Origin of the sequence: Enhydrobacter sp. (assembly GCF_030246845.1) — a bacterium.
Taxonomy (GTDB): Bacteria; Pseudomonadota; Alphaproteobacteria; order Reyranellales; family Reyranellaceae; genus Reyranella.
Window position 1 is genome coordinate 1,670,251 of sequence record NZ_CP126889.1, and the last position, 25,841, is coordinate 1,696,091.

At 67.7% G+C, this 25,841-nt stretch carries 33 protein-coding genes; 26 read left to right on the top strand and 7 right to left on the bottom strand.

The genetic code is table 11. The features are described from left to right. Nucleotides 1-12 precede the first annotated feature (12 nt). The 8 genes from rpsP to leuB all read left to right on the top strand — a co-directional run bounded on the left by rpsP (nucleotide 13) and on the right by leuB (nucleotide 5,978). On the top strand, nucleotides 13-381 hold the full coding sequence (gene rpsP / locus OJF58_RS08415) for a 30S ribosomal protein S16 (protein ID WP_300783475.1): 369 nt from the start codon (nucleotides 13-15) through the stop codon (nucleotides 379-381). Next, nucleotides 381-896, top strand: a complete 516-nt coding sequence (gene rimM / locus OJF58_RS08420) for a ribosome maturation factor RimM (RefSeq protein ID WP_300783477.1) — start codon at nucleotides 381-383, stop codon at nucleotides 894-896. Before rpsP ends, rimM begins: the two co-directional genes overlap by 1 nt. Before the next feature lie 6 nt (nucleotides 897-902). Next, on the top strand, nucleotides 903-1,622 hold the full coding sequence (trmD, locus tag OJF58_RS08425; RefSeq protein ID WP_300783478.1) for a tRNA (guanosine(37)-N1)-methyltransferase TrmD: 720 nt from the start codon (nucleotides 903-905) through the stop codon (nucleotides 1,620-1,622). Nucleotides 1,623-1,638: 16 nt separating this feature from the next. Further along, a complete protein-coding gene (rplS, locus tag OJF58_RS08430) occupies nucleotides 1,639-2,121 on the top strand; it encodes a 50S ribosomal protein L19 (RefSeq protein WP_300783479.1) in 483 nt (160 codons plus the stop codon). 7 nt (nucleotides 2,122-2,128) lie between these two features. After that, nucleotides 2,129-3,574, top strand: coding sequence for a 3-isopropylmalate dehydratase large subunit (leuC, locus tag OJF58_RS08435; RefSeq protein ID WP_300783481.1), 1,446 nt, complete (start codon nucleotides 2,129-2,131; stop codon nucleotides 3,572-3,574). Nucleotides 3,575-3,651: 77 nt separating this feature from the next. Further along, nucleotides 3,652-4,146, top strand: a complete 495-nt coding sequence (locus OJF58_RS08440; RefSeq protein WP_300783482.1) for an RDD family protein — start codon at nucleotides 3,652-3,654, stop codon at nucleotides 4,144-4,146. A 70-nt stretch (nucleotides 4,147-4,216) separates the two neighbouring features. Further along, nucleotides 4,217-4,831: a 3-isopropylmalate dehydratase small subunit gene (leuD, locus tag OJF58_RS08445; RefSeq protein ID WP_300783483.1), complete on the top strand. Its 615-nt coding sequence runs from the start codon at nucleotides 4,217-4,219 to the stop codon at nucleotides 4,829-4,831. A gap of 28 nt (nucleotides 4,832-4,859) precedes the next feature. Beyond that, nucleotides 4,860-5,978 (top strand): 3-isopropylmalate dehydrogenase, encoded by a 1,119-nt coding sequence (gene leuB, locus OJF58_RS08450; protein WP_300783484.1) that lies wholly within the window; start codon nucleotides 4,860-4,862, stop codon nucleotides 5,976-5,978. A 68-nt stretch (nucleotides 5,979-6,046) separates the two neighbouring features. On the opposite strand, the gene OJF58_RS08455 is transcribed toward leuB, so the two are convergent. Next, nucleotides 6,047-6,820 (bottom strand): anti-sigma factor, encoded by a 774-nt coding sequence (locus OJF58_RS08455; RefSeq protein ID WP_300783485.1) that lies wholly within the window; start codon nucleotides 6,818-6,820, stop codon nucleotides 6,047-6,049. Beyond that, nucleotides 6,801-7,349 carry a sigma-70 family RNA polymerase sigma factor gene (locus OJF58_RS08460; protein ID WP_300783486.1) on the bottom strand — a complete coding sequence of 183 codons (549 nt, stop codon included), beginning with the start codon at nucleotides 7,347-7,349 and terminating at the stop codon, nucleotides 6,801-6,803. Before OJF58_RS08460 ends, OJF58_RS08455 begins: the two co-directional genes overlap by 20 nt. Nucleotides 7,350-7,466: 117 nt before the next feature. Between OJF58_RS08460 and OJF58_RS08465 the strand changes: the two genes are divergently transcribed. Further along, a complete protein-coding gene (locus OJF58_RS08465) occupies nucleotides 7,467-8,339 on the top strand; it encodes a metallophosphoesterase (RefSeq protein WP_300783488.1) in 873 nt (290 codons plus the stop codon). A gap of 5 nt (nucleotides 8,340-8,344) precedes the next feature. Continuing rightward, nucleotides 8,345-8,698 carry a cupredoxin domain-containing protein gene (locus OJF58_RS08470; RefSeq protein ID WP_300783489.1) on the top strand — a complete coding sequence of 118 codons (354 nt, stop codon included), beginning with the start codon at nucleotides 8,345-8,347 and terminating at the stop codon, nucleotides 8,696-8,698. Nucleotides 8,699-8,700: 2 nt separating this feature from the next. Here OJF58_RS08470 and OJF58_RS08475 read toward each other — a convergent pair whose 3' ends face one another. Beyond that, nucleotides 8,701-10,389: a helicase HerA-like domain-containing protein gene (locus tag OJF58_RS08475; protein WP_300783491.1), complete on the bottom strand. Its 1,689-nt coding sequence runs from the start codon at nucleotides 10,387-10,389 to the stop codon at nucleotides 8,701-8,703. A gap of 62 nt (nucleotides 10,390-10,451) precedes the next feature. Here OJF58_RS08475 and OJF58_RS08480 point away from each other — a divergent pair, with 62 nt between their 5' ends. The 4 genes from OJF58_RS08480 to OJF58_RS08495 all read left to right on the top strand — a co-directional run bounded on the left by OJF58_RS08480 (nucleotide 10,452) and on the right by OJF58_RS08495 (nucleotide 13,375). Beyond that, entirely contained in the window at nucleotides 10,452-11,312 is an 861-nt protein-coding gene (locus tag OJF58_RS08480; protein WP_300783492.1) for a TIM barrel protein, read from the top strand. Between the two features lie 61 nt (nucleotides 11,313-11,373). Continuing rightward, nucleotides 11,374-11,961, top strand: a complete 588-nt coding sequence (locus OJF58_RS08485; protein ID WP_300783494.1) for a hypothetical protein — start codon at nucleotides 11,374-11,376, stop codon at nucleotides 11,959-11,961. A 4-nt stretch (nucleotides 11,962-11,965) separates the two neighbouring features. Next, nucleotides 11,966-12,838 (top strand): PhzF family phenazine biosynthesis protein, encoded by an 873-nt coding sequence (locus tag OJF58_RS08490; protein ID WP_300783496.1) that lies wholly within the window; start codon nucleotides 11,966-11,968, stop codon nucleotides 12,836-12,838. Nucleotides 12,839-12,943: 105 nt separating this feature from the next. After that, on the top strand, nucleotides 12,944-13,375 hold the full coding sequence (locus OJF58_RS08495; protein WP_300783498.1) for a CBS domain-containing protein: 432 nt from the start codon (nucleotides 12,944-12,946) through the stop codon (nucleotides 13,373-13,375). Between the two features lie 6 nt (nucleotides 13,376-13,381). Here OJF58_RS08495 and rpe read toward each other — a convergent pair whose 3' ends face one another. Continuing rightward, the gene (gene rpe / locus OJF58_RS08500) at nucleotides 13,382-14,044 is read right to left on the bottom strand and encodes a ribulose-phosphate 3-epimerase (RefSeq protein ID WP_300783500.1); all 663 of its coding nucleotides are present in this window, start codon (nucleotides 14,042-14,044) and stop codon (nucleotides 13,382-13,384) included. A gap of 8 nt (nucleotides 14,045-14,052) precedes the next feature. Next, nucleotides 14,053-14,949, bottom strand: a complete 897-nt coding sequence (locus OJF58_RS08505; protein ID WP_300783501.1) for a prephenate dehydratase — start codon at nucleotides 14,947-14,949, stop codon at nucleotides 14,053-14,055. A gap of 229 nt (nucleotides 14,950-15,178) precedes the next feature. Here OJF58_RS08505 and OJF58_RS08510 point away from each other — a divergent pair, with 229 nt between their 5' ends. After that, nucleotides 15,179-15,766 carry a cytochrome c family protein gene (locus OJF58_RS08510; protein ID WP_300783502.1) on the top strand — a complete coding sequence of 196 codons (588 nt, stop codon included), beginning with the start codon at nucleotides 15,179-15,181 and terminating at the stop codon, nucleotides 15,764-15,766. 11 nt (nucleotides 15,767-15,777) lie between these two features. After that, on the top strand, nucleotides 15,778-16,557 hold the full coding sequence (gene hisN / locus OJF58_RS08515; RefSeq protein ID WP_300783504.1) for a histidinol-phosphatase: 780 nt from the start codon (nucleotides 15,778-15,780) through the stop codon (nucleotides 16,555-16,557). Here the strand turns inward: hisN and OJF58_RS08520 are convergent. Beyond that, nucleotides 16,554-17,063, bottom strand: a complete 510-nt coding sequence (locus OJF58_RS08520) for a GNAT family N-acetyltransferase (protein ID WP_300783506.1) — start codon at nucleotides 17,061-17,063, stop codon at nucleotides 16,554-16,556. The genes hisN and OJF58_RS08520 overlap by 4 nt on opposite strands. Before the next feature lie 87 nt (nucleotides 17,064-17,150). Here OJF58_RS08520 and OJF58_RS08525 point away from each other — a divergent pair, with 87 nt between their 5' ends. The 10 genes from OJF58_RS08525 (at nucleotide 17,151) to OJF58_RS08570 (ending at nucleotide 25,006) form a co-directional block, all read left to right on the top strand. Next, nucleotides 17,151-17,627 (top strand): periplasmic heavy metal sensor, encoded by a 477-nt coding sequence (locus OJF58_RS08525; RefSeq protein ID WP_300783508.1) that lies wholly within the window; start codon nucleotides 17,151-17,153, stop codon nucleotides 17,625-17,627. Between the two features lie 32 nt (nucleotides 17,628-17,659). Beyond that, the gene (locus OJF58_RS08530) at nucleotides 17,660-18,349 is read left to right on the top strand and encodes a response regulator (protein ID WP_300783510.1); all 690 of its coding nucleotides are present in this window, start codon (nucleotides 17,660-17,662) and stop codon (nucleotides 18,347-18,349) included. A gap of 305 nt (nucleotides 18,350-18,654) precedes the next feature. Continuing rightward, a complete protein-coding gene (locus OJF58_RS08535) occupies nucleotides 18,655-19,908 on the top strand; it encodes a HAMP domain-containing sensor histidine kinase (protein WP_300783511.1) in 1,254 nt (417 codons plus the stop codon). 82 nt (nucleotides 19,909-19,990) lie between these two features. Then, nucleotides 19,991-20,350, top strand: a complete 360-nt coding sequence (locus OJF58_RS08540) for a GFA family protein (protein WP_300783512.1) — start codon at nucleotides 19,991-19,993, stop codon at nucleotides 20,348-20,350. Nucleotides 20,351-20,362: 12 nt separating this feature from the next. Beyond that, nucleotides 20,363-21,631: an acyl-CoA dehydrogenase family protein gene (locus OJF58_RS08545; RefSeq protein ID WP_300783514.1), complete on the top strand. Its 1,269-nt coding sequence runs from the start codon at nucleotides 20,363-20,365 to the stop codon at nucleotides 21,629-21,631. Between the two features lie 152 nt (nucleotides 21,632-21,783). Further along, nucleotides 21,784-22,692: a DMT family transporter gene (locus OJF58_RS08550; RefSeq protein WP_300783516.1), complete on the top strand. Its 909-nt coding sequence runs from the start codon at nucleotides 21,784-21,786 to the stop codon at nucleotides 22,690-22,692. A gap of 27 nt (nucleotides 22,693-22,719) precedes the next feature. After that, the gene (hisB, locus tag OJF58_RS08555; RefSeq protein WP_300783518.1) at nucleotides 22,720-23,394 is read left to right on the top strand and encodes an imidazoleglycerol-phosphate dehydratase HisB; all 675 of its coding nucleotides are present in this window, start codon (nucleotides 22,720-22,722) and stop codon (nucleotides 23,392-23,394) included. A gap of 11 nt (nucleotides 23,395-23,405) precedes the next feature. Beyond that, nucleotides 23,406-24,047 (top strand): imidazole glycerol phosphate synthase subunit HisH, encoded by a 642-nt coding sequence (hisH, locus tag OJF58_RS08560; protein ID WP_300783520.1) that lies wholly within the window; start codon nucleotides 23,406-23,408, stop codon nucleotides 24,045-24,047. 63 nt (nucleotides 24,048-24,110) lie between these two features. Continuing rightward, on the top strand, nucleotides 24,111-24,524 hold the full coding sequence (locus OJF58_RS08565) for a four-helix bundle copper-binding protein (protein ID WP_300783521.1): 414 nt from the start codon (nucleotides 24,111-24,113) through the stop codon (nucleotides 24,522-24,524). Nucleotides 24,525-24,541: 17 nt separating this feature from the next. Next, a complete protein-coding gene (locus tag OJF58_RS08570; protein WP_300783522.1) occupies nucleotides 24,542-25,006 on the top strand; it encodes a DUF1772 domain-containing protein in 465 nt (154 codons plus the stop codon). A gap of 4 nt (nucleotides 25,007-25,010) precedes the next feature. Here OJF58_RS08570 and OJF58_RS08575 read toward each other — a convergent pair whose 3' ends face one another. Next, nucleotides 25,011-25,652 carry a hypothetical protein gene (locus OJF58_RS08575; protein ID WP_300783523.1) on the bottom strand — a complete coding sequence of 214 codons (642 nt, stop codon included), beginning with the start codon at nucleotides 25,650-25,652 and terminating at the stop codon, nucleotides 25,011-25,013. Nucleotides 25,653-25,841 lie beyond the last annotated feature (189 nt).

Consider the following 25,841-nt stretch of genomic DNA (forward strand, 5'->3'; position numbering starts at 1 on the left):
GAAGGAGAGAGAATGCTGACCATCCGCATGACCCGCCACGGCGCCAAGAAGAGGCCGTTCTTCCACATCGTGGTGGCCGATTCGCGCAGCCCGCGCGACGGCCGCTTCATCGAGAAGGTCGGCACCTACAACCCGCTCCTGCCGCGCGAGCACGCCCAGCGCGTAACCGTGGACAAGGAGCGCGTGGCCCACTGGCTCAAGGTCGGCGCCCAGCCGTCGGATCGCGTCGCCAAGTTCCTGGCGGAGGCCGAGTTGATGAAGCCGCGCGAGCGGCGCGAGCAGACCAAGAAGAACCAGCCGCGCGCCAAGGCGCAAGAACGCCTGAAGGCCGCGGCCGGTGCGGCGGCGGAAGGCGAGAAGACGGAGGCGGCCGCCTCCTGATGAGCAAGGGCCGCGTCCTGCTGGGCGTCATCGCGGCGCCGCACGGGGTGCGCGGTCTGGTGCGCATCAAGAGCTTCACCGGAGACCCGATGGCGGTCGGTGCGTACGGTCCGCTGTCGGACGAGACGGGGAAGAAGGAGTACCGGGTCGAGGCGTTGAGTGCCGCACGCGGCACGGTGCTGGCCCGGATCGAGGGTATCGCCGATCGGACGGCGGCGGAGGCCTTGCGGGGCTTGCGACTCTATGTGGAGCGCGGCGCCCTGCCCGAGGCCGGCGAGCGGGAATGGTACGAGGCGGACCTGATCGGTCTGCCGGCAATCGGCCGGGACGGCCGGGATTGGGGCAAGGTGATCGCCTTCCACGATTTCGGCGCCGGCCCCGTGATGGAGGTGTCGGGAGGCGTGATGCTGCCCTTCACCGATGAAGCGGTGCCCGAGATCGACATCGAGGGCGGCAAGGTCGTGGTGGATCCGCCGGCAGGCCTGCTGGTGGAGGGCGAAACGAAGGAGGCGTGAAGCAACGTGTGGCGCGCGACGGCGCTGACGCTCTTTCCGGAGATGTTTCCGGGCCCGCTGGGCGGAAGCCTGGCCGGCAAGGCACTGAAGGAAGGGGTCTGGTCGCTGACGACGGTCGATATCCGGCGGTTCGCCAAGGATCGCCATGGCACGGTGGACGATGCGCCCTTCGGCGGCGGCGCCGGCATGGTGATGAAGCCGGACGTCCTGTCGGCGGCGATCGAGGCGGTCGCGGAAAGCCGGATTCCGAAGATCCTGCTCTCGCCGCGCGGCGCGCCGTTCAGCCAGGCGCGGGCGCGGGAGCTGGCCGAGGGGTCGGGCGTGCTGCTGGTGTGCGGGCGGTTCGAGGGCGTCGACGAGCGCGTCATCGAGGCCCACGCCCTGGAGGAGATTTCGGTCGGCGATTTCGTGCTTTCGGGCGGCGAGATCGCGGCCATGGCGGTGATGGATTGCTGCGTGCGGCTCCTGCCCGGGGTGATGGGCGAGCCGGCGTCGGCGAGCGAGGAGAGCTTTGAGGACGGTTTGCTCGAGTACCCGCACTACACCCGGCCGGCGGTCTGGTCGGGCCCCGACGGAACCGAACGGCGCGTGCCGGAGGTCCTGGTCTCGGGGCACCACGGCAAGGTCGCCGAGTGGCGGCTGAGGCAGCGGGAAGAGATCACGCGGCGGCGGCGGCCCGATCTGTGGGCCCGCCGGCGGACCGCGTCCGGGAACGAAGAGAAGTGACGAAAGGATGGATGCGATGAACATTCTCGATACGCTGGCGCAGGCCACGATGGACAAGGTAACGGCCGAGCGGCCGGTGCCGCGCTTCGAGCCCGGCGATACGGTACGCGTGCACGTCAAGGTGCAGGAAGGCAACCGTGAGCGCATCCAGGTCTACGAGGGGGTCTGCATCGCCCGCAAGAACGACGGCGTGAACTCCTCCTTCACCGTGCGCAAGATCAGCTTCGGCGAGGGCGTGGAGCGTGTGTTCCCGCTCTACAGCCCGGGCATCTGGGAGATCGAGGTCGTGCGCAAGGGCACGGTGCGCCGCGCCAAGCTCTATTACCTGCGGGCGCTGCGCGGCAAGGCGAGCCGCATCGCCGAGGACGTCGAGGCCCAGCGCGAGCTGATCGCCGAGCAGGCCGAGGAGGCGGCGAGGCGGCCGCGGCGCGAGAAGCTCAAGAAGGAAAAGCCCCGCGACGAGAAGGGTGTCCGGGCCGCCAAGGGCGGCAGGAAGTAGGCGCGCCATGGCTGCCCGAAAGAAGTCGGCCACGCCGCCCCCTCCCCCGCCGGCGCCCCGGACCCTGTTCGAGAAGATCTGGGACGGCCACGTCGTCCATCGCCAGGACGACGGCACCTGTGTGATCTATATCGACCGGCATCTCGTGCACGAGGTGACGAGCCCGCAGGCCTTCGAGGGCTTGCGCCTGGCGCACCGCCCCCTGCGCCGGCCTGACGCCACGATCGCCGTCGCCGACCACAACACGCCGACCACCGACATGAGCCAGGGCATTCCCGACGAGGAATCGCGCATCCAGGTCGAGACGCTCGAGAAGAACGTGGCCGATTTCGGCGTGCCCTACTTCGGCCTGAACGACGCGCGGCGCGGCATCGTGCATGTCATCGGCCCCGAGCAGGGGCTCACCCTGCCCGGCATGACCATCGTGTGCGGCGACAGCCATACCTCGACGCACGGCGCGTTCGGGGCGCTCGCCTTCGGCATCGGCACGTCCGAGGTCGAGCACGTGCTGGCGACGCAGACGCTGATCCAGAAGCCGGCCAGGAACATGCGTGTGGCGGTCGAGGGCAGCCTGCCGCTCGGCGTCACGCCCAAGGACGTGATCCTCGCCATCATCGCGAGGCTCGGCACCGCCGGCGGCACCGGATATGTCATCGAATATGCCGGCCGCGCCATCCGCGACATGACGATGGAAGGCCGCATGACCGTCTGCAACATGTCGATCGAGGCGGGCGCCCGCGCCGGCCTGATCGCGCCGGACGATACGACCTTCAAGTACCTGCAAGGGCGCCCGTACGCGCCCAAGGGCGGGGCCTGGGACCTGGCGCTCGGCCAATGGCGGCGTTTGCCCTCCGACAAGGAGGCGCATTTCGACGCCCAGATCGACCTCAACGCCTCCGACATCCCGCCGATGGTGACCTGGGGCACGAGCCCACAGGACGCACTCCCGATCACCGACGTCGTTCCCGATCCGGCCAACGCGCCCGACGAGAACCGCCGCGAGGCTTGGGCGCGCTCGCTCGCCTATATGGGCCTGACTCCGGGCACCAAGCTCGTCGACGTGCCGATCGACCGCGTGTTCATCGGCTCCTGCACCAACGGTCGCATCGAGGACCTGCGCGCTGCCGCGGAGATCGCCAAGGGCCGCAAGGTGGCGCCAAACGTGTCGGCCATGGTCGTGCCGGGCTCGGGGCTGGTGAAGGCCGAGGCCGAGAAGGAGGGCCTCGACAGGATCTTCATCGAGGCGGGCTTCGAGTGGCGCATCCAGGGCTGCTCGATGTGCCTCGCCATGAACGCCGACCGGCTTGAGCCCGGCCAGCGCTGCGCCTCGACCTCGAATCGCAACTTCGAGGGCCGGCAGGGCCGCGGCGGGCGCACCCATCTCGTCAGCCCGGCCATGGCCGCGGCGGCCGCCATCAAAGGCACACTGGCAGATGTGCGCGACTTCCAATAGCCGCTCCTCGACAGGTGGTGGTAGAGTTCGGGCGGTGCAGCGATGCACCGCCCGATTTCTTTGGGGAGAGGAAGTCGATGACCTCTGTGCCGCCGCCACAGCCGGTGTGGGATGCCCAACCGGCCGGTTCAGCCGGTGTCGCCTATGGTGGATTCTGGGTCCGCGTCGTGGCCTATCTGATCGACGGCATCCTGCTGAACATCGTCTTCGGCATCATCGGCGCCATCCTGGGCGTCAGCATGATTCCGGCCGATCCGACCAAAATGGAGTCGATGGCCGGCATGGAGGACATGGGGCGCTTCCAGCTCGTCGCGCTGGTGGTGACGTGGCTGTATTTCGCGCTGATGGAAAGCTCTCCGCGCGGCGCCACCATCGGCAAGATGGCGTTGGGCTTGCGGGTGGTCGACGAGCAGGGCAACCGGATCTCCTTCGCCCGGGCCACCGGACGTTTCTTTGCGAAATTCGTTTCCACCATCATCCTGATGATCGGCTACTTGATGGTGGCCTTCACCGACCGCAAGCGCGGCCTGCACGACATGATCGCCGGCACGCTGGTCATAAAGAACCGCTGAACCAGCCGCTTGAGGATAACTTGACGGGGCCGGCGAAAGCCCGTTAATTCCGGCGTTTCGCGAGGGACCCATGGACAAGTTCACGACGCTGCGCGGCGTCGCCGCGCCGCTGCCGATGGTCAATATCGACACCGATATGATCATCCCGAAGAATTTCCTGAAGACCATCAAGCGCACGGGCCTGAAGGACGGGCTGTTCTACGAGCTGCGCTGGACGGCCGACGGCCAGAAGAAGGATTTCGTCCTCGACCAGCCGGCCTACCAGAACGCCAAGATCATCGTCGCCGGCCCCAATTTCGGCTGCGGCTCGAGCCGCGAGCACGCCCCCTGGGCGCTGCTCGACTTCGGCATCCGCTGCATCATTTCCGAGAACTTCGCCGACATCTTCTACAACAACTGCTTCAAGAACGGCATCCTGCCGATCAAGGTGCCGAAGGACGTGATCGCCAAGCTGATGGACGATGCGAGCCGCGGCTCCAACGCCATCATCGAGATCGACCTCGAGAAGCAGGAGATCAAGGGGCCCGACGGCGGCACCATCCACTTCGACATCGATCCCTTCCGCAAGCACTGCCTGCTGAACGGCCTCGACGACATCGGCCTCACCATGGAGAAGAAGGCGGAGATCGACGCCTTCGAGGCGCGCCAGAAGGAAGCCCAGCCCTGGCTGCATTCCGCGGCCTGATAAAGCTTTAGCCCGAGAGAAGAAGACAATGGCGTCAAACCGCAATCTGCTGGTGCTGCCCGGCGACGGCATCGGCCCCGAAGTCATGAACGAGGTGCGCAAGATCATCGCCTGGATGGGCAGGAAGCGCGCCGTCGGCTTCGACATCAGGGAAGACGTGGTGGGCGGCGCGGCGATCGACAGGCACGGCGTGCCGCTTTCCGACGATACCATGAAGGCGGCGCTGGAGGCCGATGCGGTGCTGTTCGGCTCGGTCGGCGGGCCGAAGTGGGACAATGTCGAATTCGACAAGAAGCCCGAGCGGGGCCTCCTGCGCCTGCGCAAGGACATGGATCTCTTCGCCAACCTGCGCCCGGCCAAGGTGTTCGATGCCCTGGTCGATGCGAGCTCGCTCAAGCCCGAGATCGTCAAGGGCCTCGACATCCTGATCATCCGCGAGCTGACCGGCGGCGTCTATTTCGGCGAGCCGCGCGGCCGCACGACGCTTCCTAACGGCGAGTTCGAGGCGATCGACACGCAGCGCTACAAGTCGAGCGAGATCCGTCGTGTCTGCGCCGTTGCCTTCGAGCTGGCGCGCAAGCGGCGCAACAAGGTCTGTTCGTCGGAGAAGGCCAACGTCATGCACACCGGCGTGCTGTGGCGCGAGGAGGCGACGAAGCTGCACAAGGAGAAGTATTCGGACGTCGAGCTCAGCCACATGTACGCCGATGCACTCGCCATGCAGCTCCTGCGCGCGCCCGGCCAGTTCGACGTCATCGTCACCGACAACCTGTTCGGCGACATCCTGTCGGACGAGGCGTCCATGCTGACGGGATCGCTCGGCCTCCTGCCCTCGGCTTCGCTCGGGGCGCCCGACGCGAGCGGCCGGCGCAAGGCGCTCTACGAGCCGATCCATGGCAGCGCGCCCGACATCGCGGGCAAGGGACTCGCCAACCCGATCGCCGAGACGCTCTCCTACGCGATGATGCTGCGCTACTCGTTCGACCTCGGCAAGGAAGCCGATCTGGTCGAGAAGGCGGTCGAGAACGTGCTGGCGGCGGGCTACCGCACCGGAGACCTGCTGGTCGGCAAGGCCGACGGCGTCAAGAAAGTCGGCACCCAGGAGATGGGCGACGCCATCGTGAGGGAACTCGACCAGCTGGCCTGATCATGGGAGCGCGCCACTCCAGTGGCGCATCATGAGCGCCACGGGAGTGGCGCGCTCCTCTGACTCGCTTAACCGCCGCCGCCCAGCGAGCGGTCGACGGCCTTGGTGAAGGCCGTCATCTCCGCCGGCTCGATGTCCGACACCGCCCGCAGCTCGAAGCCGGCCTGCCGCCATTGCGCCAGCACGAAGCCGTCACGCTGCTCGATATGGGCGGGCACCCCGTTGCCCGAGCCGGCCGGCCAGAGCGTCAGTGCCACCTTGTGCTGATTGTGGCGGTAGACGAGGACGGCCACCTTGCGGCCGTCGAAGATATCGACGCGGCCGCCCAGCAGCGGGAAGCCGTCGGACGTGAGGTCGTGCACCGGCGGCGAATAGTCGATCTTCCCGGCAAACCAGGGCTTCACGGTGTGACGGTCCGACGACACGACATCGACGGGGTGCTCGCTCGAGGCGACGCGCAGGTAGCCCGCGACCAGCTCGTCGGCGTCACGGCTGCCCTGCGTCGACAGCGAACCGCCGAGCCAGCCCAGACTCGCCGCCACGATCAGGCTGGCCGCCATCGCCGTCCACCGCAGCGAGGTGCGCGGCGGAAGGGTGGCCGACAGCCGCCGCGACCGGCCGGCAATCGAGCGCAGCTCGCGGTCGATGCGGGCCCGCAGCAGATCTGGCGCCGGCTCGGCCGGCAGCTCGCGCAGGAGGGCGCTCAGCGCCCGCGCCTCGTCGAGCCGCCTGCGGCATTCCGGGCAGCGTTCCAGCGCGCGCTCGAACGCGGCGCAGTCGGCGGCCGACATCTCGCCGTCGAGATAGACGTCGACCATCGCCTCACAGGTCGCGCAGTCCATGGTCTCTCCTTCCGAGGCGGCTCCTGAGATCGCCTGCCAGCTTCTCCCGCGCGCGGGCGAGCCGCGACATCACGGTCCCGATCGGCAGGTCGAGCACCGCCGCGATCTCCTTGTAGGTGAGGTCCTCGATCTCGCGCAGGACGAGGACCTCACGTGCTTCCGCCGGCAACGCCGCGAGTGCCGCCGCCACGTGCCGGCGCCGATCGCCGGCGATCGCCGACTGCTCCGGAGTCGGCCCTTCGGCGGCCTCGTTCTCGACCACCTCCAGCGGCTGCTCGGCATCCCGGCGCTTGCGGGCATCGTGCCAGGTGTTGCGTACGATGCGCAGGAGCCAAGGCCGCGCCTCTCCACCGCGAAAGGCGTGGAAATAGCGCAAGGCCCGGAGCATCGCCTCTTGCGCCACGTCCTGTGCCCGCACCGGATCGCGCGTCAGCCACCGAGCGAAGCCGTAGACGGCGTCGAGGTGCGGCAGCATCACGGTCCGAAACCGTTCGACCGTGTCGCCATCGGGTTCCAGCGCGTCCGACATGCCGTCCATAGGACAGCAATACCGGCCGGCCGTCGAACTTATTCCATGGCCGCCGAGCGCGGAATAAAGCCCGACGCGACCCGGTATCGCGTGCAGTCAACCATGCCGGAGGGCATCATGATGCAAACCGATCGCCGCGATTTCCTGAGGCTCGCCGGAGTGGCGGGCGTGACCTTCACCGCCGGACTGTTCCCCGGTCGGCAGGCCATGGCGCAGGCCGACGACTTTCATTTCGTGCAGTTCTCGGACACCCATTGGGGCTACAAGGGCAAGGCCAATCCCGACGCCGAGCATACGCTGGAGAAGGCCATCGTCACGGTGAACGGCCTCGCCAGGCAGCCGGACTTCATCGTGTTCACCGGCGATCTCACCCATACGACCGAGGATCCCAAGGAGCGGCGCGCGCGCATGAAGCGCGTGCGCGAGATCATCGGCGGCCTCAACGTGAAGGACATCCGCTTCATGCCCGGCGAGCACGATGCCGCGCTCGACAAGGGCGAGGCCTACAAGGAGTACTTCGGCGACACGCACTACACCTTCGAGCATAAGGGCGTGCATTTCATCGCGCTCGACAATGTCTCCGACCCGGGGGCCAAGCTGGGTGAGGACCAGCTCGCCTGGCTCGCCGCCGACCTCAAGCAGCACAAGACCGACGACCGGATCGTCGTCATGACGCACCGCCCGCTGTTCGACCTCCAGCCCTCCTGGGACTGGACGACCGCCGACGGCGCCAAGGCGATCGATCTCCTGATGCCCTACCAGAACGTCGTCGTGTTCTACGGTCACATCCACCAGGAGCATCACCACATGACGGGCCATATCGCCCATCATGCCGCGAAGTCGCTGATCTTCCCGCAGGCGACACCGGGCCCGCAGCCGCGGCGGCCGCCACCGCCGCCCTACGATCCGTCACAGAAGGGCCTCGGCACGCGCGACATCACGATCGGCAAGACCACCACCTTCGTCGAGTTGCCGGTCAGCAAGGCCTAGCATCCATGAGACGCCGATACTTCATCGCGCTGCTGGCCGCCGGCAGCGCGGCGGGCGGGGTCGCGCGGCTGGCCGCCGACGCGCCGGCCGAGGTCGAGGTCATCGCCGAGAAGTTCGATTTCACGCCCGACACGGTCAAGGCGAAGGTCGGAAAGCCGCTCACCTTCGTGGTGACCTCGATCGACCGCGTGCACGGCTTCAAGATGCCGGACTTCGGCGTGCGGACCGACATCGTGCCGGGCGCGGAGACGCGGGTCACCATCACGCCCACCAGGCCGGGCACCTTCGCCTTCTTCTGCGACGTGTTCTGCGGCGACGGTCACGAGGAGATGGGCGGCACCCTCGTCGTCGAGGCCTGACGCTACTTCTGCAGCCCGCCCAGCACGCCGCGCACGATGTTGCCGAGGATGCCGCTGTTGCGTCCGCTGCCGAAGATCGCCCGCGACGCCTCGCGCACGGCGATATTGGTCACCGTCCGGGCCGCCGACTTGGCGATCGCCTCTCCAATCGAATCGCTGCGCCGCGCCGGCGCCCTCGGCTGGGGCGGGGGCGCCGGCGCCTGGGCTTCGCGCAGCCTGGGCCGCGGCCGCTCGGGTTCTTCCTCGGGCCCGGGTGCGGGCTCCGGCGCGGGCGCGCTTCCCCAAGGGCCTGCGGTCGGCGTGGGCATCGAGGACGGCGCATCGACCGGCGGCGGGACAGAGCCGTATTGGCCTTGCCGCCGCTGGCCGCCGCTGGGCGCGCCACCGTCGTCGTGCTGCACCTGGCCTCCCGTCGCGCGGCCGGTCAGCACCTCATAGGCCGAGTCGCGATCGACCGGGCGCTCGTATTTGCCGGCCAGCGGGCTCGCCTTGATGACGGCGGCCCGCTCGGCGTTGCTGGCCGGTCCGATGCGGCCCTGCGGCGGGGCGATGAAGCAGCGTTCCACTGGCGTCGGCACGCCCTTGGCGTCGAGGAACGAGACGAGCGCCTCGCCCACCCCCAGCTCGACGATCGCGTCGACGGCCGAAAACTTCTTGTTGGGCCGAAACGTCTCTGCCGCCGTCTTCACCGCCTTCTGGTCCTTCGGCGTAAAGGCGCGCAGTGCGTGCTGGACTCGGTTGCTGAGCTGGCCGAGCACCGTGTCGGGAATGTCGAGCGGGCTCTGGCTCACGAAGAAGACGCCCACGCCCTTGGAGCGGATCAGCCGCACCGCCTGCTCGACCTTCTCGAGCAGGGCCTTGGGCGCGTCGTCGAACAGAAGATGGGCCTCATCGAAGAAGAACACGAATTTCGGACGCTCTGGGTCGCCCACCTCGGGCATCACCTCGAAGAGCTCCGACAGGAGCCACAGCAGGAAGGTGCTGTAGAGCCTCGGGCTCTGCATGAGCCGGTCGGCGGCCAGCACATTGACGTAGCCCGCGCCCGACGGATCGCGCGCGATCATGTCCTTGAGGTCGAGCGCCGGCTCGCCGAAGAAGCGCTCACCGCCCTGCTGCTGCAAGGTGAGCAGCGTGCGCTGGATGGTGCCGATGGTCTGCTTGCTCACATTGCCGTACTTGGTGGTGAGGCTGCCGGCATTCTCCGCCGTCCACTGCAGCACGGCCTGCAGGTCCTTGAAGTCGAGCAGCAGCAGGCCCTGCTCGTCGGCCACCTTGAAGACGATGTTGAGCACGCCTTCCTGCGTGTCGTTGAGCTGCAGCAGGCGCGCCATCAGCACCGGCCCGATCTCGCTCACAGTCGTGCGCACCGGATGGCCCTTGTCGCCGAACAGGTCCCAGTAGATCGTCGGAAAGCCGCGACCCTTGTAGCCATCGAGCTTGAGAAGCTTCGCCCGCTCGATCGCCTTGGGGTTGTCGGCGCCGGGCTGGCTGATCCCGGAAAGATCGCCCTTCACATCGGCCATGAAGACCGGCACGCCGAAGGCGGAAAAGCCCTCCGCCAGCGTCTGCAGGCTCACGGTCTTGCCGGTGCCGGTGGCGCCGGCGATGAGGCCGTGGCGGTTGCCGTATTTCAGGAGGAGATACTGATCGGCGTCGCTCGCGCCCACAAAGATCTCGGCATCGTCGGCCATACCGCTCCTCCATTGTCGCTCCGACTTTAGCCAAACTGCGCGACCCGGTGTAGGGTCGCGATATGGCACTTCCCCGGCTCGCCCTCGCCGTGATCGGCGACGAAATCGGTCCGTCCCTGGCGGAGATGATCTCCTTCTGCACCGAGCAGGACGTGAGGCGCCTCGACATGCGCACGGTCGGCGGCCGCAACCTGCTGGCCATGACGCTCGACGAGGTCGCGGCCATCGCCCGCACGCTGAAGTCGGCGGGCATCGAGGTGCCGACTTTCGTCTCGCCTCTGCTGAAATGGCCGGCAATCGACGGCGCATCGGCGGCGGGTCCGGTCGATTTCGCGTTCGACCCCAAGCAGTGCCCACAGAAGGATGTGCTCGCCCACGCCTTCGATATCGCGACAGCGCTCGGTGCGTCGCGCATCAGGGTCTTCAGCCATTTGCGCCATCCCGGCTTCGCGCCGCGCGACCTCCTCGGGACGTTCGATCGCCTGATGGAGCTCGCGGCGAGGCACGACATCATCGTCGAGCTCGAGAACGAGCCCGTGTGCAATCTGGGCTCGATCGCAGAGCTCGCGCGTTTCTTCCGGGAACTGCCTCCGCCGGCGGCCCGACTTCGTCCCCTGGTCGACATCGGCAACAGCTACGCCATGGCGGCACCCCCTGCCGAGGCCGACATCGCCTTGCTCGCGCCGCGGGTGGATCTGATCCATCTCAAGGACCGGGACATCGCCGCCAGGCGGACGGTTTCCCTGGGAGACGGGAACGTTCCGTGGGTGAAGGAGCTTCGGCGCCTGTTGGCCGGTGTCGAAGCCTCGGAGGTCGTCGCCAGCATCGAGACGCATTGCCCTGCTGATGGCCGCAATGCCACGGCCCGTTCGGTACAGGGCTTGCGCCGTATCGCCGGCGAGATCGGGGCCGAGATCGTCTAAAACGCCGGATATGAAGGACGCACCCAATCATCGCGTTCCCCAGGCTGTGGCGGACGCGTTCGTGGCCAGCCAGAAGCAAGGCACATTGGCCGCCTATGCCGAAGGCGGATTTCCACGCCTGTCCCTCCTGCCGTTCGTCAAGGACGGCGATTTGATCGAGATGCATTGCGTTCGGCTCGATCCCACGTTCCAGGCGCTCCGTCGCAATCCGCGCGTCACCTTCATGGTCTCCGACTATCTCGGCACCTATCCCAGCGAATGGGTCGATCCGGACGACGGCGGTCGCGGTTCGACGATCTTCCGCGCCGTGAGCTTCGATTGTCTCGCCGAGCACGACACGGACCCTGCCGCCGTCGCCGCCGGCCTCACGAAGCTCCTGAGCGTCTATGAGCCCGGCGCCCGGCACGGCACGATCACGGACGGCGAGGTCTATGGCGCGCGGCTTCGCCAGCTTGCCTTCGTCAGGCTGCGGATCGTGGCGATGCAGGCCAAGTTCAAGATCGGCCCGCCGGGACCCGGCGAGAAGAGCCGGCGGGCGAATGTCGCCGCCCAGCTCCGCAAGCGCGGCCAGCCCGGAGACCTCGAAGCGGCGCGCTGGATCGATCATTACAACGGGCTTCGTCGCGACGACGGCAGCTGGCCGGTGTAGGACGATGCGCCGTTTTTCCTTCGTCACAGTGGATGTCTTCACGGAACGCCGGTTCGGCGGCAATCCGCTCGCGGTATTCCCCGAGGCGCAGGGGCTGAGCGACGCCGAGATGCAGGCGCTGGCCGCGGAGTTCAATCTCAGCGAGACGACGTTCGTGCTGCCCGCCGCGGACCGCCGCAACACGGCCCGCGTCCGCATCTTCAATCGCAAGACCGAGATGCCTTTCGCCGGTCACCCCAACGTCGGCACGGGTTGGGTGCTGGCACGGCACGGCACGGCGCGGAACGGCCTGCTGCGTTTCGAGGAGATCGCGGGCCTTGTCGAGGTGCGCGCGGCGGCGGGGCTCGTGACCATCGCCGCGCCGCAGCCGCTGTCGCTGGGACCGGAGATGCCGATCGACTTGCTGGCCGGATGTGTGGGCCTCGACAGCGAAGACGTCGTCGTGAGCGCGCACCGCCCGGTGCTGGCATCGGTCGGCAATTCCTTCGTCATCGCCGAGGTGACGGCCGCTGCACTCGCGAAGGCTTCGCCTGATGTGGGCAAGTTCCGCGACGCCGCCAGGATCTACACGGCCGCCGGGGCCAGTCGGCTGCCGCTTTATCTCTATGCACGTGAGGGGAACGGACTACGGGCCCGCATGTTCTCGCCACTGTCCGGCACGATGGAAGACGCGGCGACGGGCAGCGCCGCGACGCCACTTGCCGCTCTGCTGCTCTCGCTCGGCACCGACAGCGAGAAGCCCTACGAGGTGATTCAGGGCGTCGAGATGGGTCGGCCGAGCCGGCTGCTGGCCCACGCCCGCCGCACCGCCGACGGCATTCGCGCCGCGGTGGGCGGCCACTGCGTCCCGGTCCTCGAGGGCGAGGTCTCGCTTTAGACGAGCGCCAGTGTGCGCAAGCGTACCGTCCCGGCACGCTCGGCAACTGCCACCGCAAGCCAGTCATTTTGTGGGCGATCGTCCTTCCGAAATCAGGAGATGCCCATGCAAGTTCGCGAAGCGATGAGCTCGCCCGTGCAGATCACCGTGCCTGGCCACACCATCCAGCAGGCGGCCCAGCTCATGCTCGAGGTCGATGCCGGCGTACTGCCGGTGGGCGACAGGGACCGGCTGGTCGGCATGATCACCGACCGCGATATCGCGTTGCGCGCGGTGGCGACCGGCATGGGCCCGCAGACCCGTGTCGGCGACGTCATGACCGATGAGGTGATGTACTGCTTCGACGACGAGGATATCGAGCATGTCGCCCACAGCATGGGCGAGTTGCAGGTGCGCCGCCTGCCCGTGGTCAATCGCGACAAGGAGCTGGTCGGCATCCTGTCGCTCGGCGACGTCGCGACGCTGCATGGTGGCGGCACGGCCGGAGGCGCCCTGGGCGACATCAGCCAGCCCGGCGGCAAGCATACGCAGGTGTGAGCGCGTTCAGTCCCGCAGCGCCTCGATGTTCGCGGCGTAGTTGTCCGGGCCACCTCGGAACACCGCGGTGCCGGCGACAAGGACGTCGGCGCCGGCTTGGCGGCAACGCCGCGCGGTCTCGGCGTTGACGCCACCGTCGACTTCCAGATCGACCGGCTTGCCGAGCGCGTCGATCGCCTTGCGCAGGCTCGCGATCTTGGCGAGCTGGCTTTCGATGAAGCTCTGCCCGCCGAAGCCGGGATTGACGCTCATCACCAGCACGAGGTCGAGATCACCCAGCACCGGCTCGATCGCGGCCAGCGGCGTCGCGGGATTGAGCACCAGTCCCGCCTTCTTGCCGAGGCCCTTGATGAGCTGGATTGTACGATGCACGTGCGGCCCGGCCTCGGGATGGAAGGAGATCACGTCCGCACCGGCATCGACATAGGCCGGCACCAGTGCATCCACCGGCGTGATCATGAGGTGCACGTCGAACGGCAGCCGGCTGTGCTTGCGCAGCGCCTTCACCACCATCGGGCCCACCGTGAGGTTGGGAACGAAGTGACCGTCCATCACATCGACATGGATCCAGTCGGCGCCCGCCTTCGTCACCGCCTCGACTTCCCGCCCGAGCGACGCGAAGTCCGCCGACAGGATCGAGGGCGCGATGCGAAGCGGTTGCGGCGCCATCGCCTGCCTCAGGTCCCCGGACGAGTCGGCGCGTCCCAACCCTTGCGCCGGAAGGGATTGGCCGGGAACGTCCCCAGCATTTTCAGCTCCTCGGAGAAGAAGGCGAGCTCCTCGAGCGCCAGCCGGAGGCTGCGTGCTTCGGGATGACCCTCGACCTCGGCGTAGAACTGCGCCTGCTCGAAATGCGGTCCGGACAGGTAGCTTTCCAGCTTCACGATATTGACGCCGTTGGTCGCGAAGCCGCCCAGCGCCTTGTACAGGGCGGCGGGCACGCTCTTCACGCGAAACAGGAACGCGGTCATGCAGCGCACGCTGCGCCAGTCCGGCTGCGCCTCCTCGCGACTGAAGACCAGCATGCGCGTGGTGTTGTGATCGGCGTCCTCGATGTTGCGTGCCAGCACCCTGAGCCTGTAGATGCGCGCGGCCAACGACGACGCGATGGCCGCGACCCCCTTGTCGCCGATCTCGGCGACTTCCCGCGCGGCGCCCGCGGTATCGCCATGGACCAGTGGCTGGATGCGATGCTTCCTGAGGAAATTGCGGCACTGCGACAGCGCCTGGACGTGGCTCTTCGCGGTCTTGATCGTCTTCAGCGATGCGCCCGGCAGTGCCACCAGGCAATGCTCGACTCGCTGAAAATGCTCGGCGACGATCTTGAGCCTGGTATGCGGCAGCAGGCTGTGCAGGTCGGCGACGCGGCCCGCGATCGAGTTCTCAACCGGGATCATCGCCAGTGCCGCCTTGCCCGCCTGCACGGTCGCCATCGCCGCCTCGAAGGTGGGACAGGGCAAGGTCGTCATGTAGGGAAACGCCGCGCGGCAGGCCATGTCCGAATTGGCGCCCGGCTCACCCTGGAAGGCGATCGTGTTGCCGGCCTTGTCCCTGCCGATCCGCGCCCTGGCCATGTCCGTCCTCTCCCCGCCCCGTTCAGGCCTTGCGCCGATCGCCCCGCGCGCCGCTGTTTCGCCCGCCGGATCGCCCTCGTCAACCCGCTGGCAATGCCAAAAAACCGTGCTAAATCCGGCACTTGCGACGTTCCGCCGCGTGAGGGTCCCGAATCGATGGGATACTACTGGCGGCGCTCGGGGCGTGCTACAGCAACCTCCGAAGAATTTGCGCGGGCGAGATTCGAGAATGGTCAATTTCAATACGGCGGCCGGTTGCTTCCTGGCTTCGGCGCTTTTCGCGATGGTGGTCGGCAAGGTGTCGAACGCCCTGGTGGAGCCGGAGCATCTCGCCAAGCCGGCAATCGCCGTCAGCGAGGCCGCCCCCGAGCCGGCAGCCGGTTCGGCGGCGCCTGCCGAGCTGCCGCCGATCGGTCCCAAGCTGGCCAGCGCCAACCCCAAGGAAGGCGAGAAGCTGTACAAGAAGCTCTGCACGTCCTGCCATACCGACGAGAAGGGCGGGCCCAACAAGGTCGGTCCGAACCTGTGGGACATCGTCGGCCGCAAGAAGGGCAGCCATCCCGGCTTCAGCTATTCCTCGGGGATGGAGGCCAAGGGCGGCGAGTGGACCTATGAGGATCTCAACCACTGGCTCCACAAGCCCAGCGCGTTCATCAAGGGCACCAAGATGGCCTTCGCCGGCCTGCCGAAGGAGCAGGAGCGCGCCGACGTAATCGCCTACCTGCGGACGATGAACGACAATCCGCCGCCACTGCCCGAAGCCAAGCCCGAGAGCAAGCCGGACAACAAGCCTCAGGGCCAGCCCGAAAAGAAGTAAGCCGAGGCGTGGTGGCCGGACCGGTTCCCGCCGAGCTGGTCGCTCTGGGCCATCGTCTCGCCGACGCGGCGCGCCCGATCGTCGCCCGGCATTTCCGCACGCCCGTCGCCGTCGACGACAAGAGCGACAGCACTCCCGTCACCGCCGCCGACCGCGACGCGGAGCTGGCGATGCGCCACCTGCTCGCCGCAGCCGTTCCCGCCCACGGCGTGTTCGGCGAGGAGCATGGCGCCGAGCGCACCGACGCCGAATATGTCTGGGTGCTCGATCCGATCGACGGCACCAAGGCCTTCATCACCGGCCTGCCGATCTTCGGCACGCTGATCGCGCTCCTGCATCGCGGCAGGCCGGTGCTGGGCATCATCGACCAGCCGATCCTCGGCGAGCGCTGGCTGGGCGCGGTCGGACAGCCCTCGACGCTGAACGGCAACGCGATCCGGGTGCGAGCCTGCCCGTCGCTCGACCGGGCCTACATGTACTCGACGGCGCCCGTCATGTTTCCCGGCGAGATGGAGCAGCGCCATACGGCGCTCGCGCGACAAGTGAAGCTCTTTCGCTGGGGCGGCGATTGCTACGCCTATGGCCTGCTCGCCGCCGGCCATGTCGATCTCGTGGTCGAGAATTCGCTGAAGCTCTACGACTTCGCCGCCCTAGTGCCGGTGATCGAAGGCGCCGGCGGCCTGATCACCGACTGGCGGGGCCGCGAGCTCGATATGGGTTCCGACGGCTCCGTCCTCGCCGCCGGCGACCCGGCCGTCCATCGCGCCGCGTCCCGGCTCCTCGCGGACTAACCACGCCAGCGCACGGAGTCGGTCTCGAACCAGACGGACGGGACTTCCCGGTAGACGACATCCTTGCGGTAAGCCAGGCCGAGACGCGCCATCACCGCCTGCGAGGCGTGATTGTCCGGCCTGGTCACGGCGAAGATCAGTTTCAGTCCCAGCGTGCGAAAGCCGAAGTCGAGCGCGGCGCGTCCCGCCTCCGTCGCAAAGCCCTGGCCCCGCTCGTCCGGGTGCAGCGACCACAGCACTTCCGTCTCGCCGAATTCCGGCACGAAGTTGAGTCCGGCCTGGCCGATCAGCCGATCACCGCGGAAGATCGCCCACGGCCCGTATCCCCGCTCGCGCCAGGATCGTGCATAGCGCTCGATGGCGGCGCGCGCGGCGTCGACCGGATCGCCGGTCGCCGGCAACAGCCAGCGGGCGACGTCCGGATGGAAGCGCATGGCGGCATAGGTCTCGGCATCGTCGGGGCGCAGGGGTCGCAGCGTCAGCCGCTCGGTCTTCAGGGTCGTCATCTTTACATAACTTTACACCGGCGAGACGGGCGCGAAACCGCGCTGCGCCATATCGGGGTCACGGGAAACCACCCGATGGAGAGGACAATGGCAAATCTCGACCTGAAGACGATGATGGCGGCCCTTCTGGCGGGCAGTCTGGCCGTGACGGCCGGCGGCGCCGCCTACGCCCGGCCGGACGGCCAGGCGCTCGACCCCGCGAAGTTCCAGCAGCGCATCGAGAAGCGCGTCGACCGGGCGCTCGACGGCACGGATGCGAGCGTCGACCAGAAGAAGCAGATCGCCGACATCATGTCTTCGGCCTTCAAGGACATGAAGCCGTTGCGCGATCAGCGTCAGGCGAATCGCAAGGCGATGCAGGACGCCCTGCAGGCGCCGACCATCGATCCGGCCAGGATCGAGTCGATCCGCGCCGAGCAGATGAAGATCGCCGACGAGAGCTCCAAGCGCTTCACCAAGGCCCTGACCGATGCCGGCAACGTGCTGACGGCGCAGCAGCGGCAGGCCTTCTTCAAGAACTGGAACCATCACGAGCGCGGGCACCAGCGCGGCAAGCGTGGATGACATCGGGGGCGGCGCGGCCCGATACTGGATCGATGGCCGAGCGCATCCTGATGATCGATGACGACGACCGTCTCGCCGCGATGGTCTCCGACTATCTCGGCGGGGCGGGCTTTCGTGTCACCGTCGCGGGGACCGCACGCGAGGGCGAAGGATGGCTGAAGCGCGAAAGCTTCGACGCGGTCATCCTCGATCTCATGCTGCCCGATGCCGACGGCCTCGATCTCTGCCGTCGGCTGCGCGCCGTGAGCGACGTGCCGATCCTGATGCTGACCGCGCGCGGCGAGCCGATGGATCGCGTCGTCGGCCTCGAGATCGGCGCCGACGACTATCTCGCCAAGCCGTTCGAGCCGCGCGAGCTGCAGGCCCGCCTGCGCGCCATCCTGCGCCGCCGCAGCAGGACGGCGACAGCCGACATCCTGCGCTTCGGCCGGCTCGAGATCGACAAGGGCGCACGCCTGGTGCGTCTGGACGACGAGGAACGTCCCCTCACCTCCTACCAGTTCGCGCTTCTGCTGGCGCTTGCCGAGCGCGCCGGGCGCGTGCTCACGCGCGATGCCCTGATGGACCTCACGAAGGGCGAGAAGCTGGAAGCGTTCGACCGCTCGGTCGATGTCCACATCTCGCGCATCCGCGCCGCCATCGAGGACGACCCGAAGAAGCCGCGCCGCATCCTGACCCTGCGCGGCGCGGGCTACGTCTTCGCCCGCGATCAGGATCGGTGATGGGGCCCAGCGATCTCAAGGGAGCGCGGCACTCCGGTGCCGCTCATTGTCGTGCGCGCGAACGCCACCGATGTCCGTCGCCGGCCGTGCCGGCCCTCGGGAATGAAACTGCGCTGCCTGCCGCAAAGCGGGTGTCATCCCGAGCGCAGCGAGGGATCCTTGATCGGCGTAAGCCAAAGATCCCTCCCTCCGGCTTCGCTCAGGGCAGGCGCTACGCTCGGGACGACACGGACGTGGCTGCAGCGCATGACCTGTTTCTTGTCAGTGGCGCGCTCCGTTGAGCGTGTTTGCGAGAAGCTAAGAGGATGCAGCGCCTCTACCTCAAGTTCTATCTCACCATCGTGGCGGTCCTGGTCGTGTTCGTCGGCGCGGCCGCGCTGTTGTGGCGTGTCGCCGAGGAAGAGGCGCGCACGCCGCAATATCTCGATGTCGCGGCCGAGCTCACCGGCGCGTTGCTGCCCGACGCCGATGCCCCGCCGGCGGACGATCAGAAGGCACTGGAGGCGCTGCATCGCAAGCTGCGCTTCGACCTCGCCTTGTACCGACCCGATGGCACGATCATCGCCCAGGCGGGCCGGCCGCCCCCTCGCTTCGATGTGCGCAAGGCGCGCCCGGGCTGGCGGCGCGGTCGCGACGGACCGAGCTTCACGTTGCAGCTTCCCGACGGGCGATGGCTGGTCGCGCGCAAGGTGCGCGAGCGCCCCAGCCCGACCTTCTGGATCGCGGCCTTCCTCGCCCTCGTCGCGGCCGCAGTTGCGGTCGGCGCCTATCCGGTGGTTCGCGGGCTCGGCCGACGGATCGAGCGGCTCAAGGCCGGCGTGGACAAGCTCGGCAGCGGCGATCTTGCCGCGCGCGTGAAGGTCGAAGGCCGCGACGAGATCGCCGCCCTGGCCGAAAGCTTCAACCGCTCGGCCGCGCGCATCGAGGCGCTGGTGGCGGCGCACCGCATGCTGCTTGCCAACTGCAGCCACGAGCTGCGCACCCCGCTCGCCCGCATCAGCGTAGCCGCCTCGCTCCTTGGCGAGCAGGCGGATCCCAGGACGCGCGAATCGCTGAAACGCGACATTGCCGAGCTCGATGGGCTGATCGACCAGATCCTCCTGACCAGCCGCCTCGACGCCGTGCCGGGTCTCGATCGCCGCGAGCCCGTCGACCTCCTCGCGCTCGCCGCGGAGGAAGCGGCGCTCTACGACATCGAGGCCGACGGCACGCCGGTTACGGTCGACGGCGACCGGCTGCTGTTGCGTCGGCTCGTACGCAACCTGCTGGAGAACGCTCGTCGCTATGCCGGCGATGGGCCGATCGAGATCTCGGTCACGATGCCCGCAGGGCGTGCCGTACTCGAGGTGCGAGACCATGGGCCGGGCGTGCCGCCTGACGAGCGCGAACGCATCTTCGAGCCCTTTTACCGTCTCGCCACGGCACGCGAGAGCGGCCGCGGCAGCGGGCTTGGCCTCGCCCTCGTCCGCGAGATCGCCCGCCGTCATGGCGGCGATGCGGTTTGCTTGGCGGCAGACGGCGGCGGCAGCCGCTTCCGCATCGACCTGCCGGCGGCGTAACCTCCACGCCATGGCGGTGGAGCACGAAGGCGGATGTGTTTGCGGTGCGGTGCGATTCAAAGCGATCGGTGAGCCCTCACGCGTGACGATCTGCCATTGCACCTGGTGCCAGCGCCGCACCGGCACCGCCTTCGGTACGGAAGTCGTGTTCGAGAACAGCCAGGTGGTGGTGATCGGCGATGAGATCGGCCGCTACCGTCACGTTTCCGACGAATCCGGCCGCTGGCTCGACGTCGAGTTCTGCCGGCGTTGCGGTTCCAACCTTGGCTTCACTCTCGAGGCGGCGCCGGGTATCCGCACGCTGCCTGCCGGCGCTTTCGACGATCCTGCGTGGATCGGCGCCGACCGCTACAGGATCCGCCACGTCTATCTGCGCTCGAGACGCGCCTGGTCCGATCTTTCGCCTTTGGTCGAACAATACGAACGGCACTTCAGACAGTAACGGGAGCAGCTCATGGATTTCGATATTCCCACTGACATCTCGGCGTACCTGCGCGAGCTCGACGCGTTCATCGAGCGCGAGATCCGGCCGCTCGAGCGCGAGAACGACAATATCCGCTTCTTCGACCATCGCCGCGAGCATGCCCGCACCGACTGGGACAATGACGGCCAGCCGCGGCCCGAATGGGAGGCGCTGCTGGCCGAGATGCGCCGCCGGGCCGACAAGGCGGGCCATCTGCGCTTCGGCCTGCCGAAGGCGCTGGGCGGCAAGGACGGCTCCAACCTCGCCATGGCAATCATCCGCGAGCATCTGGCGCACAAAGGGCTCGGCCTGCACAACGACCTGCAGAACGAGAGCTCGATCGTCGGCAACTTCCCGGTGGCGCTGCTGCTGCACCGCTTCGGCAGCGAGGAGCAGAAGGCGCGCTATCTCGAAGGCATGTTCACGGGCAAGGAACGGATCGCCTTCGGGCTCACCGAGCCCGACCACGGCTCCGACGCCACCTTCATGGAGACGACCGCGGTCAAGCAGGGCGGCGACTGGATCATCAACGGCATGAAGCGGTTCAACACCGGCATGCACACCGCCACCGTCGACCTCGTCTTCGCGCGCACTTCCGGCAAGCCGGGCGATGCGCGCGGCATCTCCGCGTTCCTGGTGCCGGTCAAGTCGCCCGGTTTCAAGGTCGAGCATATGTGGTGGACCTTCAACATGCCCTCGGACCATGCCGAGGTCTCGCTCGCCGACGTGAAAGTGCCGGCTTCGACGATGCTGGGCGAGGAAGGCCGCGGCCTCGACGTGGCGCAGACTTTCGTGCACGAGAATCGCATCCGCCAGGCCGCCTCGAGCCTCGGCGCGGCGCAATACTGCATCGACATGTCAGTGGCCTATGCCAGGAACCGCAAGGTGTTCGGCAAGCCGCTGGCCGCCAACCAGGCGATCCAGTTCCCGCTGGCCGAGCTGCATACCGAAGCCGAGATGACGCGCGGGCTGGTGCGCAAGACCGCCTGGCATCTCGACCGCCAGCATCATATGCAGGTCAGCGAATGGGTGGCGATGTCCAACTACCGCGCCAATCGCCTCGTCTGCGAGGCGGCCGACCGGGCGATCCAGGTCCATGGCGGCATCGGCTATTCACGCCACACGCCGTTCGAGCACATCTACCGTCACCACCGCCGCTACCGCATCACCGAGGGGTCCGAGGAGATCCAGATCCGCCGCGTCGCCGGCGCACTGTTCGGCTTCTGGGGCGCGCAGAAAACATCGACGGCGGCGCGTTGAGTGCCGCTCACCGCATACTCAAGTCCCGTTGAAGGGGACGGTGTCATCCCGAACGTAGTGAGGGATCCTTTAATCGGCCCACCAAAAGATCCCTCGCTGATGCTCGGGATGACGCAAAGAAATGCCTTGGGATGAGGCGAAAATTCGGAGCAGTGAAGACCTCTCATAGGTATGTCGGCGACAGCATCATGCTCGCAACGGCATTGCTCATGGGCTCGAGCTATCCGTTTGCCAAGGACGTGCTCGCCACCATGAGCCCGTTGCTCTACAGCGGCTCTCGCTACCTGATCGCCGGCCTGTTCCTGATGGCCATGCTGGCGCTCAAGCGCCAGCCGATGGGCCTGCCGCGGCGCGACTGGCCGGCGATCTTCCTGCTGTCGATCCTGGGGGTCGCGGTGTTCCAGGCCTGCTGGGGTCTTGCCATGGCGCGCAGCGCGCCGAGCCTGGGCTCGATCGTGATGACCACGACGACGGCCTTCTCGGCGATCCTGGCGCGGCTCGCCGGCCGTCGCCTGCCGGCTCTCGGCTGGACCGGCATCGCGATCGCCTTCGCCGGCGTCGTGCTGGTGGTCAACAACAGCCTGACGCGGATCACGTTGGCAGCGGCGAGCCTCGATGGCGCGCTGCTGTGGATGGCCTCGGCCTTCGCCTGGGCGCTCTACGTCGATCGCTGCGCGCCCTACAATCTGCGCCTCGGCACGCTCAAGGTGATGGCCTGGACCACGCTCATCGGCGCCGCCGTGCTGACCCCGGTCTCCCTCCTGTTCGACTCGCTCGGGGAATTCGCCCGGCTCAGCGACCGCCAGCTCGGCTACTGGCTCTACACGGCCATCTTCCCGGTGGGCGTCGCCTTCCTCGGCCTGACCGCCGGCCTCGAGCGGCTGGGGGTGAGCCGGGTCATGGTCTACATGTACCTGATCCCGGTGGCGGGGGTGGGGCTGTCGGCCGCATTCTTCGGCGATCCGCTGACGCCGGCCCGGGTCCTTGGGGGCCTGATCGTGCTTCTGGGTGTCGTTCTGACGCGGCTCGCGCTCGACCGCACGGCCCGCGTTCCTGTATGAACGGGCCATCACGCTAGAGGATTTCCAATGGCCCGCCAGGCCGCAAAACGGGTTGCCGCCAAAGCCCTTCCGAAGCCGGTCGCGCCGGCCGCTCTCACGACGCCGGGCGCCGGCGGCCGGCGGGCGGCCGTCATCCGCCAGACCAAGGAAACGCGCATTTCCGCCGCCATCAATCTCGACGGCACCGGCAAATACGACGTCCGGACCGGCATCGGCTTCCTCGACCACATGCTGGAGCAGCTCTCCCGCCACAGCCTGATCGACATCACGCTGCGCGCCGAGGGCGATTTGCACATCGATTATCACCACACCACCGAAGACTCGGGCATCGTGCTGGGCGAATGCCTGGCCAAGGCGCTCGGCGACCGCGCCGGCATCCGCCGCTACGGCAGCGCGGCGATTCCCATGGACGAGACGCTGACCGAGGTGGCGCTCGACGCCAGCAACCGGCCCTACCTGATCTGGAAGGTGAACTTCTCCAAGCCCAAGCTCGGCACCATGGATACCGAGCTGTTCAAGGAATGGTTCCAGGCTTTCGCCCAGCTCGGCGGGCTCACGCTGCATGTCTGGAACCACTACGGCGAGAACAACCACCACATCGTCGAGAGCTGCTTCAAGGGGTTGGCGCGCGCGCTGCGGGTCGCGGTCGAGATCGATCCGCGGCAGCAGGCGGCGGTTCCCAGCACCAAGGGCGTGCTCTAGGCGGCCCGGCCATGACCGTCGCCATCGTCGACTACGGCTCGGGCAACCTGCGCTCCGCCGCCAAGGCGTTCGAGCGCGCCGCGCGCGAGGCGGGCGCGGACGACCGCGTGCTCGTCACCTCGAGCCCGCGCGAGGTCGCCGACGCCGACCGCATCGTGCTGCCGGGCGTCGGCGCCTTCGCCGATTGCCGCGCCGGCCTCTATGGCGTGCCGGGTATGGTCGACACCCTGAACCGCCAGGTGGTCGAGCGCGGCAAGCCCTTCCTCGGCATTTGCGTCGGCATGCAGCTCATGGCCTCGCGCGGCGTCGAATACGGCGTGCATGCCGGCCTCGGCTGGATCGCAGGCGACGTGGTGCGGATCGAGCCGGGCGCCAGCCACCTCAAGATCCCCCACATGGGCTGGAACGAGCTGCTCGATCTCAAGCCCCATCCGCTGCTGGAGGGGCTCTGCGCGCACGACCATGCCTATTTCGTGCATTCCTTCCAGCTCAAGACCGCCACGCCGGAGACCTTGCTCGCCGCCACCGACTATGGCGGCCCGCTCACGGCCGTCGTCGGGCGGGACAACCTCGCCGGCACCCAGTTCCACCCGGAGAAGAGCCAGGCGACCGGCCTCCGGCTGATCGCCAACTTCCTGCGCTGGAAACCCTGACCCGGTGAAACTCGACCCGTCCGTCGGGCGTTGTTGCTGAAGCCTTCCGACGGAGTCCCGAGAATGCACACCCAGACGATGATCGCCACCCACCCGCAGGTCCATGGCCGCATGGACGACGTGCTGGTGCGTTGCATCGACCTCTGCTTCGACTGCGCCCAGACCTGCGTATCCTGCGCCGACGCCTGTCTCGCCGAACCGGCGGTGGACGATCTTCGGCAATGCATCCGCTTGAATCTCGACTGCGCCGACATCTGCACGGCCACGGGAACGGTGGCGTCGCGCCGCACTGACGCCAACGACGAGATCGTGCGCCGGCTCGTGGAGGCCTGCGCCGAGGCCTGCGAGCTGTGCGCGGCGGAATGCGGCCGGCATGCCGAGCACCACGAGCATTGCCGCGTCTGCGCCGACACATGCCGTCAGTGCGAACGCGTGTGCCGCGAAGCCGCGATCGCGGTCGGGGCCGCCCACCACTAGGCCCCCACCACCAGGCAATGTCGCGCCGCGCCTGCGATGCGGCTTTCTTCGTCGCCCTGCTCGCCACGGCGCTCGCGCTCGGCGCCGCCTTGGCTCATGCGCTGGAGCTTCCCAACAAGATCGGCCTGGGCAAGGACGAGTACTTCATCGTGCAGCAGATCTATCGCGGCTGGAGCTGGCTGGGCGTATTGCTGCTGGTCGAGCTGGTCTCGATTGCAACCGTTATCGTCGCAGGTTGGCGTACACCTTCCGTGCGCGCCTCGGCCATAGCCGCGCTCGTGTGCCTGATCGGGGCGCAGGCCTTGTTCTGGACCTTCACCTATCCAGCCAATGCAGCGACCAACAACTGGACCATCCAGCCCGACAATTGGCAGGCGCTGCGCCTGCAATGGGAATATTCGCATGCCACAGGGGCGGCTCTCCAGATCGCCGCGATGGCGAGCCTGATCCGCGGCGCGCTGGCTCGGTCCGGCGACAGGTGACCTGCTATCTGCCTGCTGCGATCCACTCCTTGATCTTGTCGACTGTCTCCCGCTCGATCCCGTTGTAGCCGTGATAGGCTGAGGACGAGCAGTCCTCGCCCACGCTCCTGCCGCCGTCGACCATGACGAGGTCCACACCGTAAGTTTCGTGGGCGGCGATGGCGCTGGACGGCGGCGTGACCCGGCAGGCGTCGCGCCGGTTGGCAACCAACAGATGTCGGCTGCGGAACTTGCGCGGATCGAAGCCGGCAATCTCCTTCATGGACGATGTATGGACGAAGCCCGCCACCTGTCCGTCGAGCGGCGCGGCAAGCGCCTGGGTCGCTTCCGTGCTGCGCGATGTGCCGATCACATAGACCGATATCGTCCCGAACCGGCGCTCGAGATCGTGCTCGATCGCGAGGACGCGGGCCGGCGTCGCGGTGGCCGCGGTCGAGGCTGCGACAAACCGCGAATCGGCGAACAGCGTGCGCGAGCGGATCAGGAAATCGTCGGTGAGTGCCGAGGCGAGCGGGCCGTCGGCCTGCCGCAGCGGCAGCTCGCCCCTGCCGCCTGGCATCAGGATGACGGCATAGCGCGGAGCGGCGCCGCCGGTCGTCAGGACGTAGCGCACCGTCTCTCCGCCCGACGCCTCGACCGAGATCACGATCTCGTCAGCGGCGAAAGCGGTGCAGGCGCAAAAGGTGAGCAGAAGTGTCAGTGCCCAACAACTTGCGGCCGAGCCAACCCCGCCGGGGAGGATGTGCCATGCAGCGACGTTCATTGTCGTGCCCCCGTTCCGGACCTTAGGCTTCGCCGGCGCGGACCGTTTTCATCTCCCGCCCGTAGAGACCGC

Excerpts from the sequence above, each read along its gene's own strand:
- rpsP (WP_300783475.1), top strand. The coding sequence starts at position 13 with ATGCTGACCATCCGCATGACCCGCCACGGCGCCAAGAAGAGGCCGTTC.
- rimM (WP_300783477.1), top strand. The coding sequence starts at position 381 with ATGAGCAAGGGCCGCGTCCTGCTGGGCGTCATCGCGGCGCCGCACGGG.
- rplS (WP_300783479.1), top strand. The coding sequence starts at position 1,639 with ATGAACATTCTCGATACGCTGGCGCAGGCCACGATGGACAAGGTAACG.
- leuC (WP_300783481.1), top strand. The coding sequence starts at position 2,129 with ATGGCTGCCCGAAAGAAGTCGGCCACGCCGCCCCCTCCCCCGCCGGCG.
- OJF58_RS08440 (WP_300783482.1), top strand. The coding sequence starts at position 3,652 with ATGACCTCTGTGCCGCCGCCACAGCCGGTGTGGGATGCCCAACCGGCC.
- leuD (WP_300783483.1), top strand. The coding sequence starts at position 4,217 with ATGGACAAGTTCACGACGCTGCGCGGCGTCGCCGCGCCGCTGCCGATG.
- leuB (WP_300783484.1), top strand. The coding sequence starts at position 4,860 with ATGGCGTCAAACCGCAATCTGCTGGTGCTGCCCGGCGACGGCATCGGC.
- OJF58_RS08455 (WP_300783485.1), bottom strand. The coding sequence starts at position 6,820 with ATGGACTGCGCGACCTGTGAGGCGATGGTCGACGTCTATCTCGACGGC.
- OJF58_RS08460 (WP_300783486.1), bottom strand. The coding sequence starts at position 7,349 with ATGTCGGACGCGCTGGAACCCGATGGCGACACGGTCGAACGGTTTCGG.
- OJF58_RS08465 (WP_300783488.1), top strand. The coding sequence starts at position 7,467 with ATGATGCAAACCGATCGCCGCGATTTCCTGAGGCTCGCCGGAGTGGCG.
- OJF58_RS08470 (WP_300783489.1), top strand. The coding sequence starts at position 8,345 with ATGAGACGCCGATACTTCATCGCGCTGCTGGCCGCCGGCAGCGCGGCG.
- OJF58_RS08475 (WP_300783491.1), bottom strand. The coding sequence starts at position 10,389 with ATGGCCGACGATGCCGAGATCTTTGTGGGCGCGAGCGACGCCGATCAG.
- OJF58_RS08480 (WP_300783492.1), top strand. The coding sequence starts at position 10,452 with ATGGCACTTCCCCGGCTCGCCCTCGCCGTGATCGGCGACGAAATCGGT.
- OJF58_RS08490 (WP_300783496.1), top strand. The coding sequence starts at position 11,966 with ATGCGCCGTTTTTCCTTCGTCACAGTGGATGTCTTCACGGAACGCCGG.
- OJF58_RS08495 (WP_300783498.1), top strand. The coding sequence starts at position 12,944 with ATGCAAGTTCGCGAAGCGATGAGCTCGCCCGTGCAGATCACCGTGCCT.
- rpe (WP_300783500.1), bottom strand. The coding sequence starts at position 14,044 with ATGGCGCCGCAACCGCTTCGCATCGCGCCCTCGATCCTGTCGGCGGAC.
- OJF58_RS08505 (WP_300783501.1), bottom strand. The coding sequence starts at position 14,949 with ATGGCCAGGGCGCGGATCGGCAGGGACAAGGCCGGCAACACGATCGCC.
- OJF58_RS08510 (WP_300783502.1), top strand. The coding sequence starts at position 15,179 with ATGGTCAATTTCAATACGGCGGCCGGTTGCTTCCTGGCTTCGGCGCTT.
- OJF58_RS08520 (WP_300783506.1), bottom strand. The coding sequence starts at position 17,063 with ATGACGACCCTGAAGACCGAGCGGCTGACGCTGCGACCCCTGCGCCCC.
- OJF58_RS08525 (WP_300783508.1), top strand. The coding sequence starts at position 17,151 with ATGGCAAATCTCGACCTGAAGACGATGATGGCGGCCCTTCTGGCGGGC.
- OJF58_RS08530 (WP_300783510.1), top strand. The coding sequence starts at position 17,660 with ATGGCCGAGCGCATCCTGATGATCGATGACGACGACCGTCTCGCCGCG.
- OJF58_RS08535 (WP_300783511.1), top strand. The coding sequence starts at position 18,655 with ATGCAGCGCCTCTACCTCAAGTTCTATCTCACCATCGTGGCGGTCCTG.
- OJF58_RS08545 (WP_300783514.1), top strand. The coding sequence starts at position 20,363 with ATGGATTTCGATATTCCCACTGACATCTCGGCGTACCTGCGCGAGCTC.
- hisB (WP_300783518.1), top strand. The coding sequence starts at position 22,720 with ATGGCCCGCCAGGCCGCAAAACGGGTTGCCGCCAAAGCCCTTCCGAAG.
- hisH (WP_300783520.1), top strand. The coding sequence starts at position 23,406 with ATGACCGTCGCCATCGTCGACTACGGCTCGGGCAACCTGCGCTCCGCC.
- OJF58_RS08565 (WP_300783521.1), top strand. The coding sequence starts at position 24,111 with ATGCACACCCAGACGATGATCGCCACCCACCCGCAGGTCCATGGCCGC.
- OJF58_RS08570 (WP_300783522.1), top strand. The coding sequence starts at position 24,542 with ATGTCGCGCCGCGCCTGCGATGCGGCTTTCTTCGTCGCCCTGCTCGCC.